A 15655-nucleotide genomic window follows, 5' to 3' on the forward strand; every position below is an offset into this window, starting at 1 on the left:
GTGTGGGTGCTCGTGTTGCGGGGCCTATGCGGGCGATGTTAGGGAAGCCGCCGACGATTGACCTAATCAAACGTATGTGCGGTTGCACAATGACATGGCCGGGCCAGGCTTGCGGCGTTGCGCGCCCACGTTTTCCCGCGTTCTGCGCCGTGCGGCGAAACGGCATAATGAGGGGCCGGACTGCCTTGTTCTCCGCGATTGCCTCGACTCCAACGTGCCGCGCTCCAAATCCGCCCCTCCTTCCGCGGCGCCGCCCGCAAGCCCCGCATTGAAGAACCCGGGGCATATCGAAGAATTTCTGCTCTATCGCATCCATAATCTCTCGCGCATCGCCACCCAGGGTGTGGGCCTGATGTTTCGCCGCGAGATCGGCATCAGCCGACGCGAGTGGCGCATCATCGCGTTCGTCGGCCGCTATCCCGAGCTGAGCCTCACGCATCTTGCGCAACTCGCGGCGCTCGACACCGTGGTGACGAGCCGCGCGGTCGCGCAACTCGTGAAGAAGGGGCTGGTCGCCAACCGGCGGCTGCCGTCGAACAAGCGCATCGTCGCGCTCGCGCTGACCGAGGCGGGGCTGGCCGTCTACGAGCGGGCGCGCGCGGCGGGGCTGCGCTACAACCTCGAATTCATGGATTGCCTGAGTGACGGGGAGGCGCAGCAACTCGACGCGCTGCTCACGCGGCTGGAGGCGCGCGCAAGCGAGCTGACGCGGCGCGAGGCGCAGCGCAGCGGCGTGGAACAGGAAGACGGCGACGGCGATTGAGCCGCTTGATCTGGCGGCTCAAATGACGATTCACGCGCCCCGCAACCCGCGCCCGATCTTCGCGTACGAAACGAGCATGGCCGCAAGCGAAGCCGCGATGGGCGCGAGCGGCGGGCTCGCGCGATGCACCACGCAAATCGTGTAGACCTTCTGCGCCTCGACTATCGGAATGCGCGCGAGGCCCTCGCGCATGAGGCTGTGCGTGAGCGCCGTTTGCGGCAGCGGCGCGAGCAGGTCGGTGCTCGCGATCAGCGAGAGCGTGTCGAACAGCGAATCGCACACCACGGCGATATTGGGCGGCCCGAGCCCGGCTTCCGCGAACAGGTCGACGATGCTGCTGCCGGGCACGCCCATGCTGTCGGCCACGCCCGTCACGATCCACTCGCAGTCGGCCAGCTCCCGTATCGAGCGGCAGTGCGCGCGCGGGTGGCCGCGCCGCCCGACGATGGAAGGCTCGGTGGGAAAGAGCGGAATGGTGTGCAGCCCGGTGTCGTCGAAGGGCTCGGGCACGGGCGTGACGGCAATATCGAGCTGGCCCGAGCGCACCGCGGGCAGCAGCGAATGCGCGAGACCGTGCTGCACATGCAGGCGCGCGCGCGGAAAGCGCCGCCGGAACTCGGGCAGCACGGCGGGCAGCAAGTGGATGGACGGCGCGGGTGAGACACCCAGATCGATTTCGCCCGCCTCGTCGCCGCGCAACTGGTTCAGGTTGGCCTCGGCGCGGTCGCACTCGCGCAGGATCACGGCCGCATGTTCGAGCAGGCTTTCGCCGAACGCCGTGAGCGCCACGCCGCGCGGCGTGCGCACGAACAGCTCGGCCTGCACCGATTCTTCGAGCCGCGTGAGGCTCTTGGTCAGCCCCGCCTGGGAAACGCCCAAGGCGCGCGCGGCCGCGCGCACGCCGCCGTGGCTCACGATCGCGCGGAAGTCGCGCAGTTGCTGGAGTGTCATCGTGCCGGGCCGCGTCCGGGCGGTCTGAGTGATCGCTAAAGGCGATCATGATAGCGAATTTTGACTTCCTTGGTTATCTCCAAAATGCCACGATTCGGGTCATCGGATCCCGCTCAGCCGGGAACGCCGCCCGGCAGCGAGCGGGGCGCGATAACGCCAACAGGAGGCTGGAGACATGCAGGAACTGCTCAAACATCGGCGCGTGATTTTCGCGTCGACCATCGGCAACGTGCTGGAGTGGTACGACTTCATCGCGTTCGGCTATCTGATGGGCGTGATTTCGCGCCACTTCTTCCCCGCCGGCGCGGGCGCCTCGGCCACGTTGCTCACGGCCGCGACCTTCGGCGTGTCGTTCGTCGCGCGCCCGCTTGGCGGCATCGCGCTCGGCATCTACGCCGACCGCGCGGGGCGCAAGGCGGCGCTTCTGCTCGTGATCGTCATGATGACGATCGCCACCGCGCTGATCGGCTTCGCGCCCACCTATGCCGAGGCCGGAGTCACGGCCACCGTCATCATGGTCGTTGCGCGTGTGTTGCAGGGCGTGTCGGCGGGCGGCGAATTCGGCAGTGCGACGTCGATGCTCGTGGAGTACGCACCCGCGAACCAGCGCGGTCTCTTCGGCAGCTTCCAGATGTTCGCGCAGGCCGTGGCGGGTGTGCTGGCCGCGCTCGCGGGCGTGCTCATCACCGAGGGGCTCACCACCGCGCAGCTCGAATCGTGGGGCTGGCGCCTGCCGTTCATGTTCGGCCTGCTGCTCGGGCCCGTGGGTCTGTATATCCGCCGCAGCGTGGACGAGCCCGAAGTGTTCCGCGCCACGCGCGATCGCGAGCCGCGTCTGTCCTTCGGGCAACTGTTCACGGGCTACTGGCGCGAGATGCTGATCGCGGGCGGACTCGTTGCGGGCTCAACGATCATGCAGTTCGTCTTCAACATCTACATGCCCACCTACGCGGTGCAATACCTCCGGATGCCGGCCGCCACGCCGTTCATCGTGATCGCGGGCTCGGGCGTGGTGCGCATTCTCGCGTGCCCGCTGTTCGGCGCGCTCTCCGATCGCACCGGGCGCAAGCGCGTGATCGCTTGGGGCTTCGCGTTCTGCCTGCTGGCGGTGTGGCCGTCGTTCGCGTGGCTGAAGGCGGCGCCCACGCTCGCTACGCTGCTCGCCATCGAACTGCTGTTCGGCGTGCTCGGCGCGGCCGTGCTTGGGCCGCTTTCCACGGCGCTGGCCGAGATGTTTCCGGTGCGCGGTCGCTCCAGCGGCCTGGCGGTCAGCTACAACGTTTCGACCACGATCTTCGGCGGTTTCACGCCCTTCATCGTGACCTGGCTGATCGTCACCACGGGCGATCGCATGGCCCCGGCCTACTACGTGATCTTCGGCGCCGTGTGCGGGCTCGTGGCGACGTTCGCGCTGCCGGGCGTCGCCTGCATGCGGCGCATGGTTGCCGACTCCGGCGAGGCGCCCGACGCGGCGCTGCGCGGCTGATCTCACTCTCAACTCTCTTCGTTGTCACTACACAAGGATTCGACTCATGAACATGACAGGCGGACAGGCGCTCGTGCGCCAGCTCGTGCGCGAAGGCGTGACCGACATCTTCGGCATTCCGGGCGTGCAACTCGACTGGGCCGTGGAGGCGCTGCGCCAGCACGGCGACGCGCTGCGCTACTGGGTGCCGCGCCACGAACAGGCCACCGCCTATATGGCCGACGGCTACGCGCGCACCACGGGGCGCATTGGCGTGAGCATGGTGGTGCCGGGGCCGGGCCTGCTCAACGCCATGGCCGGACTCTCCACGGCCTACGCGTGCAATTCGCGCGTGCTGGCGATCAGCGGCAATATTCATTCGAGCGGCGTAGGCAAGAACTTCGGACTGCTGCATGAAATTCCCAACCAGAGCCAGGTGCTCGCGAGCGTGACGAAATGGCAGGGCGGCGCGCCTACGCCACAGGCCATTCCCGCGCTGGTGCGCGAGGCGGTGCGGCAGCTCAGGAGCGGGCGGCCGCGGCCGGTCGGCATCGAAATCTCGCACGACCTGCTCAGCGCCAGCGCCGATATCGCGCTGATCGACCCGCCCGCCAACGAGGACGACGCAGGCCGCGCGCGTCCCGATGCACGCGCCATCGACGAAGCCGTCGCGCTGCTCGAACGCGCGCGCTTTCCGGTGATTTACGCGGGCGGCGGCGTGCTGGCCGCGGGCGCGAGCGAAGCGTTGCGGCGCTTCGCGGAAAAGCTACAAGCGCCCGTGGTGCTCGACGACAACGCGCATGGCGCGCTTTCCAGCCGCCATCCGCTCGCGCTCAACACGCTTGCGGGGCGCGCCGTGTTCGCCCACGCCGACGTGGTGCTGGTGGTCGGCAGCCGTTTTCTCGACATCATGACGCCGCAGCCTTCGTGGCCCGCCGCGGGCATCCGCTATATCTATCTGAATGTGGATGCGGCGGACTGGTCCGCGCCGCGTGCGCCCGGGCTCGGCATTGCCAGTGACGCGCTTGCCGGCCTGAACGCGCTGTGCGACGCACTTGCCGACACGCCGCGCCGCGTGAGCGCGGACCTCGATCTCGTGCGCGCCTGGGCGCAACGCCAGGCCGACGAAATCGAGCCGCAAAGCGCCTATACGCGCGCGCTGCGCCGCGCGATACCCGACGACGGCATTCTCGTGAACGAGTTGACCCAGGTGGGTTACTTCGCACGCCTGATGTATCCGGTCTACCAGCCGGGCACCTTCATCACGCCGGGGTACCAGGGCACGCTCGGCTACGGCTTCGCAACGGCGCTGGGCGCGGCGGCAGGCAATCCGGGGCGCGCCGTGGTCAGCATCAACGGCGACGGCGGCTTCGGCTGGAACATGCAGGAACTCGCCACGGCGCGCAAGTACGGGCTCGGTCTCGTGACCGTGGTGTTCAACGACGGCCATTTCGGCAACGTGCGCACGATCCAGAAGCAGACATTCGGCGAGAACATTGCCGTCGAGCTGTGCAATCCGCATTTCGACCGGCTCGCGGCGGCGTTCGACCTCGACTTCGAGCGTGTGCAGAACGCGGAGCAACTGGAAGGCGCGGTGCGCAACGCGATTGCGGCGCGCGCGCCGGTGGTGATCGAGGCGCAGGTAGGCGAAATGCCGAGCCCGTGGCACCTCTTCCGCCTGAAGGCGCCGCTCAAGCTGGCGGGGCGCGAAGCGCCGCCGAATCCGCTCGGCGAGCCGGCGAAGGCGGCGTAAGGAGGCGTCATGCAAACACTAGATTCGTACTATTGCAACGGACGCTGGGTACCGGTGGCGGGGCAGGCGCGGCTCGCCGCCTGCGATCCATGCAGCGGCAGGCAGGTCGCCACGGTGGCCGTGTGCGATGCCGCCGAAGTGGACGCCGCCGTGCGCGCCGCGCGGCTCGCGTTCGACGGCTGGGCGGCGACGCCCGTGTCGATACGCAGCGCCGCCCTCAGGCGCGTGCGTGACGCCATCGCTCAGGATATCGAAGGATTTGCGAGCGATCTCGCAAGCGAAATCGGCGTGCCGCTATGGGTTTCTCGCCAGATGCAGGTGCCCATGCCGCTGCGCAACCTGGAACTCGCGATCCAGGCCATGAGCGAGATCGAGCACGAGACGCGCATCGCGCACTCGCTCGTCTTGCGCGAGCCGGTGGGCGTGGTGGCGGCGATCACGCCGTGGAATTTCCCGCTGCACCAGATCGTCGCGAAGGTGGGCGCGGCGCTCGCGGCCGGCTGCACCGTCGTGCTCAAGCCAAGCGAGCTTGCGCCGCTCGCGGCGCGCCGCTTCGCGCGCATCATGCACGAGGCGGATCTGCCGCCAGGCGTATTCAATCTCGTTTGGGGCGACGGACCCGGCACCGGCGCGGCGCTCGCCGCGCACCCGCTGGTCGACATGGTGAGTTTCACGGGCTCGCTGGCGGGCGGCCGCGCGGTTGCCCTCGCCGCCGCCGACACGGTGAAGAAGGTCGCGCTGGAACTGGGCGGCAAGTCGGCGACCATTCTGCTGGACGACGCGCCGCTTGCCGACGCCGTTCCCACGGTGCTGCGCCAGTGCTTCACGAACAGCGGCCAGATTTGCGCGGCGCAAACGCGCCTCATCGTGCCGCGCGCGCGGCTTGCCGAGGTGGAAGCGCTGTGCGAGCGCCACGCGGCCGAATGGCAATGCGGCGAGCCGACCGACCCGCAAACGCGGCTCGGCCCCGTGGCGAACCTGCGGCAGTTCGAAGCCGTGCAGCGCCACATCGCCGCGGCGCTGGACGAAGGCGCGCGGCTCGTGACGGGTGGCGCGGGCCGCCCGCCTGGCATCACCGGCGGCCACTTCGTGCGTCCCACGGTGTTCAGCGATGTCAAGCCGCCGATGACGCTGGCGCGCGAGGAGGTGTTCGGGCCGGTGCTCGCGCTCATGAGTTACGACGACGAAGACGAAGCGGTCAGGATGGCGAACGATAGCGATTACGGCCTTTCGGGCGGCGTGTGGAGCGCCGACCCGCGCCGCGCGCTGCGCCTGGCGCGCCGCCTGCGCACGGGGCAGGTGGTGATCAACGGCGCGGCGCAGAACCTCGCCGCGCCGTTCGGCGGCTACCGGCGCTCGGGCATCGGCCGCGAGAACGGACGCTACGGCGTCGAGGAATTCTTTGAACTGAAAGCGATCCAGGGAGGTTGCATCGATGAGTGAAGTGAACGAAGCGCCGGTGTGGCGTTTGCCGGCCCATATCCGCGCGTCGAAGCCGTATCAGCCGGGCAAGCCGATTGAAGCGCTCGCGCGCGAAATCGGCGTGGCGGCCGAGGCGATCGTGAAGCTCGCGTCGAACGAGAACCCGCTAGGCATGAGCGAGGCGGCGCGCCTCGCGCTCGCCCAGGCAGCGAATGCGCTCGCGCGTTATCCCGACAACGACTGCCACGCGCTCGTGGGCGCGCTGTCGCGCAAGCTCGACGTGCCGCCTGACTGGCTCGTGACCGGAAATGGTTCGGAGTGCATACTGGGTCTCGCGGCCACGGCGTTCCTCGAACCCGGCCGCCACGCGGTGTATGCGCAATACTCGTTTCAGGCCTTCGTGAACGCGGTCCAGCGCACGGGGGCCGGCCACCGTGTCGTGCCGGCGCGCGGCTTTGGCTGCGATCTCGACGCGATGCTGGCCGCCATCGACGACGATACGGGGCTCGTGTACCTCGCGAACCCCGGCAACCCGACCGGCTCGTTCGTGCCGGGTCCGCAGCTCGAACACTTCATTGCGCGCGTGCCCGCCCATGTGCCCATCGTGCTCGACGAGGCCTATTTCGAGTATTTGCCCGATGAGGACCGCTACGACAGCCTCGCCTGGGTGCGCCGCCATCCGAACCTGATCGTCACGCGTACGTTCTCGAAGGCGTATGGGCTCGCGGGGCTGCGCGTGGGTTACGGCGTCGCGCAGCCCGAACTGGCGGCCTTGTTCAATCGCATCCGGCCCGCATTCGTCGTGACGGAGCAGGCCGAGCGCGCCGCCGTGGCGGCGCTGGACGACGAGGCGTTCCTCGCGCGCAGTCGCGCGGAAAATGCGCGCGGCCTGGCGCAGCTCTATGCGGGCTGCGACCGGCTGGGACTCGCGTATTTGCGTTCGCGCGCGAATTTCGTGCTCGTGCAGGTGGGCGACGCTGCCGCCGTCAACGCGCGCCTGTTGCGCCAGGGCGTGATCGTGCGCCCCGTGGGCGTGTACGGCTTGCCGCAATGGCTGCGCATTTCCGCGGGCACCGCGGCGCAAAACGCGCGCTGTCTTGAGGCGCTGGGGCAGGCGCTGAAAGGCTGATCGGCGCCGGAATGGCCCTGATCGGCACCGGGCGCGAGGGGCCTGCATGCGCAGGCCCCTCGCTCAGCGCAATCTCACGCGCCAGAGTTCGTGGCCCGCGCAGATCGCGAGAAACACGCCCAGCAGAATCGCAGCGACCGAGGCGGACTCGCCGCCCGCGTTCGCGCCGCCATGCAGTGCGTGCAGCCACAGACCGACGCCGCCGCCCGCCGCGGCCAGCCCCAGCGTGAGACCCGTCACCGCGAGCGTGACGTGCCGCCGTGCTTGATGCCAGTGCTTCATATTGCTCCCCGTTATTCGTACCGCCGGGCGTGCTATCAACGCCTGAAAGCCACAATACGCCGCCAATTTTCGCGCGACATCCGCTGTCAAAAATACGCAGCGCGCCGATCATGCGAAGCGCGTATGACGGGCGGCTGAAAAAGAGCGCCAAGTGCGTGCATTGCCGCCCGAACCATGGGCAGTCGGCGCGGCGCGCGGCGCTGTGGGATAATCGGAGGTTTGCCCAGAGCGCAGCTCAAGAGGTTGTTCGCAAGGGCGTGTGTGGGGCCTTTATTCCCGTGGCCCGCTTCCTTTCTGCGATTTTTCTTCAACAACCACAATGCCCGCATACCGTTCCAAAACCTCCACCGCCGGCCGCAACATGGCAGGTGCGCGTTCCCTGTGGCGCGCCACCGGCATGAAAGACGAAGATTTCGCCAAGCCGATCATCGCGGTCGTCAACTCGTTCACCCAGTTCGTGCCCGGCCACGTGCACCTGAAAGACCTCGGTCAACTCGTTGCGCGCGAAATCGAAGCCGCGGGTGGCGTCGCCAAGGAATTCAACACGATCGCCGTGGATGACGGCATCGCCATGGGTCACGACGGCATGCTGTATTCGCTGCCGAGCCGCGACATCATCGCGGATTCGGTGGAATACATGGTCAATGCGCACTGCGCCGACGCCATGGTCTGCATCTCGAACTGCGACAAGATCACCCCGGGCATGCTCATGGCCGCCATGCGCCTGAACATTCCCGTGATCTTCGTCTCGGGCGGCCCGATGGAAGCGGGCAAGACGCGCCTCGCGAACCCCGTGACCAAAGCCATCGAGGTCAAGAAGCTCGACCTGATCGACGCCATGGTGATCGCGGCGGACAGCAAGTACTCCGACGCCGAAGTGGCCGAAGTCGAGCGCTCCGCCTGCCCGACCTGCGGTTCGTGCTCGGGCATGTTCACGGCCAACTCGATGAACTGCCTGACCGAAGCGCTCGGCCTCTCGCTGCCCGGCAACGGCACCGTGGTCGCCACGCACGCCGACCGCGAGCAACTCTTCAAGCGCGCCGGCCACCGCATCGTGGAACTCGCGCGCCAGTATTACGAGCAGGAAGACGAGCGCGTGCTGCCGCGCTCGGTGGGCTTCAAGGCGTTCGAAAACGCCATGACGCTCGACATCGCCATGGGCGGCTCGACCAACACCATCCTGCACTTGCTGGCCATTGCGCAGGAAGCGGGCATCGACTTCGGCATGGACGACATCGACCGCCTCTCGCGCGTCGTGCCGCAGTTGTGCAAGGTTGCGCCGAACACGAACAAGTACCACATCGAAGACGTGCACCGCGCAGGCGGCATCATGGCGATCCTGGGCGAGCTGGAGCGCGCGGGCAAGCTGCACACCGACGTGCCGACCGTGCACGCGCCCACGCTCGGCGACGCGCTCAAGCAATGGGACATCACGCTCACGCAGGACGAAGCGGTCAAGACGTTCTACATGGCCGGTCCCGCCGGCGTGCCGAGCCAGGTGGCGTTCAGCCAGAACACGCGCTGGCCGAGCCTCGACTCGGACCGCGCCGAAGGCTGCATCCGCTCGTATGAGCACGCGTTCTCGAAGGAAGGCGGCCTCGCCGTGCTGACCGGCAATATCGCGGTCGACGGCTGCGTGGTGAAGACGGCGGGCGTGGACGACAGCATCCTCGTGTTCGAAGGCACGGCTCACGTGACCGAGTCGCAGGACGAAGCGGTCGAAAACATCCTCGCCGACAAGGTCAAGGCCGGCGACGTGGTGATCGTTCGCTACGAAGGCCCGAAGGGCGGCCCCGGCATGCAGGAAATGCTCTACCCGACCAGCTACATCAAGTCGAAGGGTCTCGGCAAGGCGTGCGCGCTCTTGACCGACGGCCGCTTCTCGGGCGGCACCTCGGGCCTCTCGATCGGCCACTGCTCGCCGGAAGCGGCAGCGGGCGGCGCGATCGGCCTCGTGCGCGACGGCGACAAGATCCGCATCGACATTCCGAATCGCACCATCAACGTGCTGGTGTCCGATGAGGAACTCGCGCGCCGCCGGGAAGAGCAGAACGCGAAGGGCTGGAAGCCGGTGAAGGCGCGTCCGCGCAAGGTGTCGGCGGCGTTGAAGGCCTACGCCAAGCTCGTGATGTCGGCCGACAAGGGCGCCGTGCGCGATCTGTCGCTGCTGGACGACTGAGCTTTTTGAGTACGAGGCGGGCCGCAAGGCTCGCCTCGAACAAGAAGGGCAAAAAAATCGAGCCTCCCACATCACTGTGGGAGGCTCGATTCATTTGGTGGAGAGCATCCCCCCGCGCAACGCACGGGGGAGCAGTCCATCAATTACTCGGCAGCGGCTGCGATTGCGGCGTTGAACGTCGCGCTCGGGCGCATGACTTCAGCGAGCTTCGCGAAGTCCGGCTTGTAGTAGCCGCCGATGTCGACCGGCTTGCCCTGAACAGCGGCCAGCTCGCCCACGATCTTCTGCTCGTTCTCGGCCAGCGACTTCGCGAGCGGCGCGAAGTGAGCGGCGAGTTCCGCGTCGTCCTTCTGCGCGGCCAGTTCCTGCGCCCAGAACATCGAGAGGTAGAACTGGCTGCCGCGGTTGTCCAACTCGCCGGTCTTCGGCGACGGGCCCTTGTTGTTGTCGAGCAGCTTGCCCGTGGCGGCGTCGAGCGTCTTCGCGAGCAGCTTGGCGCGCGCGTTGTTCGTCTTGATGCCGAGGTCTTCGAGCGAGACGGCCAGCGCGAGGAATTCGCCGAGCGAGTCCCAGCGCAGGTGGTCTTCCTGAACCAGCTGCTGCACGTGCTTCGGCGCCGAACCGCCCGCGCCCGTTTCGTACATGCCGCCACCGGCCATCAGCGGAACGATCGAGAGCATCTTCGCCGAGGTGCCCAGTTCCATGATCGGGAACAGGTCGGTCAGGTAGTCGCGCAGGATGTTGCCCGTGACCGAGATCGTGTCCAGACCGCGGATCACGCGCTCCAGCGTGTAACGCATGGCGCGCACTTGCGACATGATCTGGATGTCGAGGCCCGTCAGGTCGTAGTCCTTCAGGTACGTTTCGACCTTCTTGATCACTTCGTTTTCGTGCGGACGGTACGGGTCGAGCCAGAACACGGCCGGCGTGTTCGAGTTCTTCGCGCGCGTGACGGCGAGCTTGACCCAGTCGCGGATCGGCGCGTCCTTCACGAGGCACATGCGCCAGATGTCGCCTTGCTCGACTTCTTGCGTGAGCGCGTCGAGCACTTCGCCCGTGGCGTTGTCGACGATGCGCGCCGTGCCGTCCTGCGTGATTTCGTACGTCTTGTCGTGCGAACCGTACTCTTCAGCCTTCTGCGCCATCAGGCCGACGTTCGGCACCGTGCCCATCGTGCGCGGGTCGAATGCGCCGTTGGTCTTGCAGAAGTTGATGATTTCCTGGTAGATGCGCGCGAACGTGCTTTCCGGAATCAGGCACTTCGTGTCGGCCGGGCGGCCGTCGGCGCCCCACATCTTGCCGCCTGCGCGGATCATGGCCGGCATCGACGCGTCGACGATCACGTCGTTCGGTGCGTGCAGGTTCGAGATGCCCTTGGCCGAGTCGACCATGGCGAGCGCCGGACGGTGCTCGTGGCACGCGTGCATGTCGCGGATGACTTCTTCACGCTGCGATTCCGGCAGCGTTTCGATCTTCGTGTAGAGATCGACGAGGCCGTTGTTGACGTTCACGCCGAGCTGTTCGAACAGCTTGGCGTGCTTCGCGAACGCGTCCTTGTAGAACGTGCGCACGGCGTGGCCGAACACGATGGGGTGCGAAACCTTCATCATGGTCGCCTTCACGTGCAGCGAGAGCATGACGCCGGTCTTGCGCGCGTCTTCCATCTGCTCTTCGTAGAAGGCCAGCAGCGCGTTCTTGCTCATGAACATGCTGTCGACGATTTCGCCGGCCTGGAGCGAAACCTTCGGCTTGAGGACGATGGTTTCGCCGCTCTTCGTCACGAGTTCCATGCGCACTTCGCGCGCGCGGTCGAGCGTGATCGACTTTTCGCCGTGGTAGAAGTCGCCGTGCTTCATGTGCGCGACGTGGGTGCGCGAAGCCATGCTCCACTCGCCCATGCTGTGCGGGTGCTTCTTCGCGTAGTTCTTGACCGCGAGCGGTGCGCGGCGGTCCGAGTTGCCTTCGCGCAGCACCGGGTTCACGGCGGAACCGAGGCACTTCGAATAGCGCTTCTGGATTGCCTTTTCTTCGTCGGTCTTCGGATCTTCGGGGAAGTCAGGGACCTTGTAGCCCTTGCCCTGAAGTTCCTTGATCGCGGCGACGAGCTGCGGCACCGATGCGCTGATGTTCGGCAGCTTGATGATGTTCGTTTCCGGCAGCTGCGTGAGACGCCCCAGTTCAGCGAGGTTGTCCGGCACGCGCTGGTCTTCCGTGAGGAATTCCGGGAACTCGCCGAGGATACGGCCAGCAACGGAAATATCGCTGGTTTCGACGTTCACGCCGGCCGGGGCCGTGAAGGCGCGGATGACAGGCAGAAACGCGCTGGTGGCGAGCAGCGGCGCTTCATCGGTCAGGGTATAGATGATGGTGGGTTGCTGGGTACTCATCGGCTTCTTGGCGGGTTCTAAAACGGGGTGATAACACCACCGGCTGCGCGCAGTCGGCGAAACACTTGGATTTTGCCTGATTTTGGAGCGGCCCAGGGGGCAACCGAACATGAATTTCATATCGTGGAAAGCCGTTGCGCGATGTTAATTGACCATTAACGCGGGCCGTTTGCCTTGCGCGGGCGGCCTCGCGCTGAAAACGTTTTCGTCCCGGAACCCCGTCAGACAAGGCCTGGCGGGCCGTTGTGGGCAATCTCATGACGCCGTCAGGGTTTTCCCGATCGCGCCCTTCATTCACTGTCAAGCTGGTAAAGACCCTTGTAAAAAGACGCGTGAATCGGGCAGTCTTATATAAGAATTTTTGTCCGGAGGCGGTCATTTCGGGGGCGAACGTCGGGGCCGGCCGGAAAGGTGTCGAGGCAAGGCCGCCGCGCAAATCGATCCGCAGGCGTTCGCGATAACGATTGCCTTGCTAATCAATTCATGGTTTCATGTCGCCATGTTCGATCATTGCCTTTACTTCAATTCGGCGGCGCTCGCGCGTCTCGTGGAGCGCGAATGGGCCGCCGCCTATGCGCCGTTCGGCCTCACGCCCGCGCAGGGCTTCGTGCTGCGCGTGGTGCTCGCGAAGCCGGGGTGCCTGGCGAGCGACGTTGCGCAAACGCTCGGCATCGCGCGGCCCACGGCCACGCGCCTCGTCGACAGCCTGTGCGAGAAAGACCTGCTCGAACGTCGCCAGGGCGAGGCGGACGGCCGCGAATGGGGGCTCTTTCCCACGGCGCGCGGCACGGGGCTCGATGGCCCCATCAACGGCGCGAGCGCCGACGTCGCGCGGCGCCTGCGTGCGCAAGTGGGCGCCGACCTGTTCGAGTCGACGGTGACGGGCATGCACGAGATCCGTAAGGGACTCGCGTGAGGGTGGCTCGCGCGATTTTTTTGCGCAGATGATTGTCTTGCTAATCAATAAGGAGAATAACCATGAGCGAAGCGGCGCTGAAGGGTGCAGGGGCCGAGGGATGGCGTTGGGCGATGGGTCTGACGATTGCCGCGCTGGCGGTGGGCGCGGTCGTTGTGGCGATGGTTTATATGCCGGGCGCCGTGGAGGCGAACAACCGCGCCTGCGTGGCCGCCTACGCGAACGACTTGCACGCGGACCTCGCGGCTTTCGGGCAAGACCCCGCGTGGCAGGCGCAGTACGTGCAGGCGTTGACGGCGTGCTCGCGTTGAGCGGGCACGCCGCGCGCAGCCGCGTTACTTGCGGTTCAGGAACGCGAGCAGATCGGCGTTGACCTGGTCGGCCATCGTCGTGCACATGCCGTGCGGGCCGCCCGGATAAATCTTGAGCGTGGCGTCCTTGACGATCTTTGCGGAGAGCTTGCCCGCGTCGTCGATCGGCACGATCTGGTCGTCGTCGCCGTGCAGCACCAGCGTGGGCACGTCGAACTTCTTGAGGTCTTCCGTGTAGTCGACTTCGGAGAACTCGTGCACGCAGTCATGGAGCGCGAGGATGCCGCCGAGCATGCCTTGCAGCCAGAACGAGTCGATCGTGCCCTGCGAGACTTTCGCGCCGCTGCGGTTGAAGCCGTAGAACGGCACCGCGAGTTCCTTGAAGAACTGCGAGCGATTGTCGATCACGCCCTTGCGGATGCCGTCGAACACATCCTTGGGCAGGCCGCCCGGATTCTTTTCGCTCTTGATCATGATGGGCGGCACCGCGCCGATCAGGACCGCGCCCGCCACGCGCTTCGTGCCGTGACGGCCGATGTAGCGCGCGACTTCGCCGCCGCCCGTGGAGTGACCGACGAGCGTGGCGTCTTTCACGTCGAGCTTGTCGAGCAGTTCGGCCAGGTCGTCGGCCCAGGTGTCCATGTCGTTGCCCTTCGCGGGCTGATCGGAGCGGCCGTGGCCGCGACGGTCGTGTGCGATCGTGCGAAAGCCGTTTTGCACGAGGAAGAGCATTTGCGCGTCCCAGGCATCGGCCGAAAGCGGCCAGCCGTGCGAAAAGACGACGGGCCGGCCGCTGCCCCAGTCTTTGTAATAGATCGACGTGCCATCGCGGGTGGTGAAAGTGCTCATCGGAAACTCTCCTGTTTCGAACTACGTACGAATCACGAAGCGGACAGACGCTCTCGCGCCCGCACGTCTTGCGCGCGGCCGTCAGCGACAACGTCCGGGGGTTAAGGCGACACGGATACGAAGCATGCCGGAACCTGCGCGTCACACAGCGAGGCAGGGACGGCATGGAGATCAGTATAGAGACAAGCCGCTGGTTATGCCGTGGAGGTGTACGCGCGCATTAACGCGTGCAAGCGTCGTTTTATATCCGGCTTTTCGCGCGTTTGTCGCGGACGTTTGCAGACCCGGTTTCATGGCCGGGCCGCCTTGCCATGCGCCGCCTTTTTCCCCACGGGCTCCTCGCGCAGATAGTTGCCGAGAAACTCCACGAAACTGCGCAGCTTCGCGGAGAGCTTGTTGCGTTCGAGATAGATCGCGTGAATATCGGCGTTCGGCAGCGCCCAGTCGGCGAGCAGCGGCACGAGTTCCCCGCGCTCGATGTGCCCGCCGATTTCCCACTGCGAGCGCACGACAATGCCGCGTCCGTCGAGCGCCCAGCGCAGCACGCTGCTGCCGTCGTTGCTGGACAGCGCGCCATCGACCTTCACGGTCTCGGCGCGCTTGCCGCGCGCGAAGTGCCATGTTCCGTACGCCGAATCATTTTCACGCAGCACGATGCACGTGTGCTTCGTGAGATCGTGCGGCGCGGCGGGCTTGCCATGCTGCTTCAGATACGCAGGCGACGCGCACACGATGCGCCGGTTCTTCAGCAGCAGGCGCGCGTTGATGCGCGCGTCGGGCACTTCGCCAAACCGTATGCCGAGATCGAAGCCTTCTTCCTGAAGACTGAGCGGGCGCTCCGTCAACTGCAACTGGATTTTCATCGCGGGAAAGCGCTCGACATATGCCGACACGGCGGGCGCGACATGCGCGCGGCCAAAGCCGAACGACGCGTTCACGCGCAAGAGGCCCGCCGGTTCGCCACGGCTGCGCGTGACGAGTTGCTCCAGCTCCGACAGCTCGTCGAGAATGCGCGACCCGTTCGCGAGATACAACTCGCCTTCCGGCGTGAGCGAGAGACGCCGCGTGGTGCGGTTCACGAGCCGCACGCCAAGGCGCTGCTCCAGTTGCGCGAGCCGCTTGCTCACGGCGGGCGGGGTGACCCCCAGTTCGCGCGCCGCCGCCGCCAGATTGCGGTTGCGCGCCACCAGCGCAAACAGGTTCAGATCGGAAAATGCATCCATGGCGCCGCTCCCTGCGCTGCGTTTG

Annotated in this window: 13 protein-coding genes; 8 read left to right on the top strand and 5 right to left on the bottom strand. The window is 66.4% G+C overall.

Features of this window, described 5'->3' with window-relative positions; translation table 11 throughout:
* Nucleotides 1–268: 268 nt before the first annotated feature.
* Complete coding sequence (locus C7402_RS18360; RefSeq protein ID WP_224044295.1) at nucleotides 269–763, top strand: MarR family winged helix-turn-helix transcriptional regulator; 495 nt, start codon at nucleotides 269–271, stop codon at nucleotides 761–763.
* A gap of 30 nt (nucleotides 764–793) precedes the next feature.
* Here the strand turns inward: C7402_RS18360 and C7402_RS18365 are convergent, their stop codons facing one another.
* Entirely contained in the window at nucleotides 794–1714 is a 921-nt protein-coding gene (locus C7402_RS18365) for a LysR substrate-binding domain-containing protein (RefSeq protein WP_112172319.1), read from the bottom strand.
* A 175-nt stretch (nucleotides 1715–1889) separates the two neighbouring features.
* Here C7402_RS18365 and C7402_RS18370 point away from each other — a divergent pair, with 175 nt between their 5' ends.
* The 4 genes from C7402_RS18370 to hisC are packed head-to-tail and all read left to right on the top strand — an operon-like array spanning nucleotide 1890 to nucleotide 7483.
* The gene (locus C7402_RS18370; RefSeq protein ID WP_112172318.1) at nucleotides 1890–3200 is read left to right on the top strand and encodes an MFS transporter; all 1311 of its coding nucleotides are present in this window, start codon (nucleotides 1890–1892) and stop codon (nucleotides 3198–3200) included.
* Between the two features lie 46 nt (nucleotides 3201–3246).
* Nucleotides 3247–4932 carry a thiamine pyrophosphate-dependent enzyme gene (locus C7402_RS18375; protein ID WP_116611562.1) on the top strand — a complete coding sequence of 562 codons (1686 nt, stop codon included), beginning with the start codon at nucleotides 3247–3249 and terminating at the stop codon, nucleotides 4930–4932.
* A gap of 9 nt (nucleotides 4933–4941) precedes the next feature.
* The gene (locus C7402_RS18380; protein ID WP_116611563.1) at nucleotides 4942–6375 is read left to right on the top strand and encodes an aldehyde dehydrogenase family protein; all 1434 of its coding nucleotides are present in this window, start codon (nucleotides 4942–4944) and stop codon (nucleotides 6373–6375) included.
* Nucleotides 6368–7483: a histidinol-phosphate transaminase gene (gene hisC, locus C7402_RS18385; protein WP_116611564.1), complete on the top strand. Its 1116-nt coding sequence runs from the start codon at nucleotides 6368–6370 to the stop codon at nucleotides 7481–7483. The genes C7402_RS18380 and hisC overlap by 8 nt, the downstream gene beginning before the upstream one ends.
* Before the next feature lie 63 nt (nucleotides 7484–7546).
* Here the strand turns inward: hisC and C7402_RS18390 are convergent, their stop codons facing one another.
* Nucleotides 7547–7765, bottom strand: a complete 219-nt coding sequence (locus C7402_RS18390) for a hypothetical protein (protein WP_116611565.1) — start codon at nucleotides 7763–7765, stop codon at nucleotides 7547–7549.
* A 319-nt stretch (nucleotides 7766–8084) separates the two neighbouring features.
* Between C7402_RS18390 and ilvD the strand changes: the two genes are divergently transcribed.
* Nucleotides 8085–9944, top strand: a complete 1860-nt coding sequence (gene ilvD / locus C7402_RS18395) for a dihydroxy-acid dehydratase (RefSeq protein WP_112172313.1) — start codon at nucleotides 8085–8087, stop codon at nucleotides 9942–9944.
* A gap of 143 nt (nucleotides 9945–10087) precedes the next feature.
* On the opposite strand, the gene C7402_RS18400 is transcribed toward ilvD, so the two are convergent.
* Nucleotides 10088–12331, bottom strand: a complete 2244-nt coding sequence (locus C7402_RS18400) for an NADP-dependent isocitrate dehydrogenase (protein ID WP_116611566.1) — start codon at nucleotides 12329–12331, stop codon at nucleotides 10088–10090.
* Nucleotides 12332–12830: 499 nt separating this feature from the next.
* On the opposite strand from C7402_RS18400, the gene C7402_RS18405 reads away from it, so the two are divergent.
* Together C7402_RS18405 and C7402_RS18410 are read left to right on the top strand one after the other, a co-directional pair.
* Nucleotides 12831–13247: a MarR family winged helix-turn-helix transcriptional regulator gene (locus C7402_RS18405; protein WP_116611567.1), complete on the top strand. Its 417-nt coding sequence runs from the start codon at nucleotides 12831–12833 to the stop codon at nucleotides 13245–13247.
* Between the two features lie 62 nt (nucleotides 13248–13309).
* Complete coding sequence (locus C7402_RS18410) at nucleotides 13310–13558, top strand: hypothetical protein (protein WP_116611568.1); 249 nt, start codon at nucleotides 13310–13312, stop codon at nucleotides 13556–13558.
* Between the two features lie 24 nt (nucleotides 13559–13582).
* Here C7402_RS18410 and C7402_RS18415 read toward each other — a convergent pair whose 3' ends face one another.
* Together C7402_RS18415 and C7402_RS18420 are read right to left on the bottom strand one after the other, a co-directional pair.
* Nucleotides 13583–14407 carry an alpha/beta fold hydrolase gene (locus C7402_RS18415; RefSeq protein ID WP_112172309.1) on the bottom strand — a complete coding sequence of 275 codons (825 nt, stop codon included), beginning with the start codon at nucleotides 14405–14407 and terminating at the stop codon, nucleotides 13583–13585.
* A gap of 290 nt (nucleotides 14408–14697) precedes the next feature.
* Complete coding sequence (locus C7402_RS18420) at nucleotides 14698–15630, bottom strand: LysR family transcriptional regulator (RefSeq protein ID WP_116611569.1); 933 nt, start codon at nucleotides 15628–15630, stop codon at nucleotides 14698–14700.
* Between the last annotated feature and the right edge of the window lie 25 nt (nucleotides 15631–15655).

The organism is Paraburkholderia unamae (genome assembly GCF_003096875.1).
GTDB classification, from domain to species: domain Bacteria; phylum Pseudomonadota; class Gammaproteobacteria; order Burkholderiales; family Burkholderiaceae; genus Paraburkholderia; species Paraburkholderia unamae.

Excerpts from the sequence above, each read along its gene's own strand:
- C7402_RS18365 (WP_112172319.1), bottom strand. The coding sequence starts at position 1,714 with ATGACACTCCAGCAACTGCGCGACTTCCGCGCGATCGTGAGCCACGGC.
- C7402_RS18370 (WP_112172318.1), top strand. The coding sequence starts at position 1,890 with ATGCAGGAACTGCTCAAACATCGGCGCGTGATTTTCGCGTCGACCATC.
- C7402_RS18375 (WP_116611562.1), top strand. The coding sequence starts at position 3,247 with ATGAACATGACAGGCGGACAGGCGCTCGTGCGCCAGCTCGTGCGCGAA.
- C7402_RS18380 (WP_116611563.1), top strand. The coding sequence starts at position 4,942 with ATGCAAACACTAGATTCGTACTATTGCAACGGACGCTGGGTACCGGTG.
- hisC (WP_116611564.1), top strand. The coding sequence starts at position 6,368 with ATGAGTGAAGTGAACGAAGCGCCGGTGTGGCGTTTGCCGGCCCATATC.
- C7402_RS18390 (WP_116611565.1), bottom strand. The coding sequence starts at position 7,765 with ATGAAGCACTGGCATCAAGCACGGCGGCACGTCACGCTCGCGGTGACG.
- ilvD (WP_112172313.1), top strand. The coding sequence starts at position 8,085 with ATGCCCGCATACCGTTCCAAAACCTCCACCGCCGGCCGCAACATGGCA.
- C7402_RS18400 (WP_116611566.1), bottom strand. The coding sequence starts at position 12,331 with ATGAGTACCCAGCAACCCACCATCATCTATACCCTGACCGATGAAGCG.
- C7402_RS18405 (WP_116611567.1), top strand. The coding sequence starts at position 12,831 with ATGTTCGATCATTGCCTTTACTTCAATTCGGCGGCGCTCGCGCGTCTC.
- C7402_RS18410 (WP_116611568.1), top strand. The coding sequence starts at position 13,310 with ATGAGCGAAGCGGCGCTGAAGGGTGCAGGGGCCGAGGGATGGCGTTGG.
- C7402_RS18415 (WP_112172309.1), bottom strand. The coding sequence starts at position 14,407 with ATGAGCACTTTCACCACCCGCGATGGCACGTCGATCTATTACAAAGAC.
- C7402_RS18420 (WP_116611569.1), bottom strand. The coding sequence starts at position 15,630 with ATGGATGCATTTTCCGATCTGAACCTGTTTGCGCTGGTGGCGCGCAAC.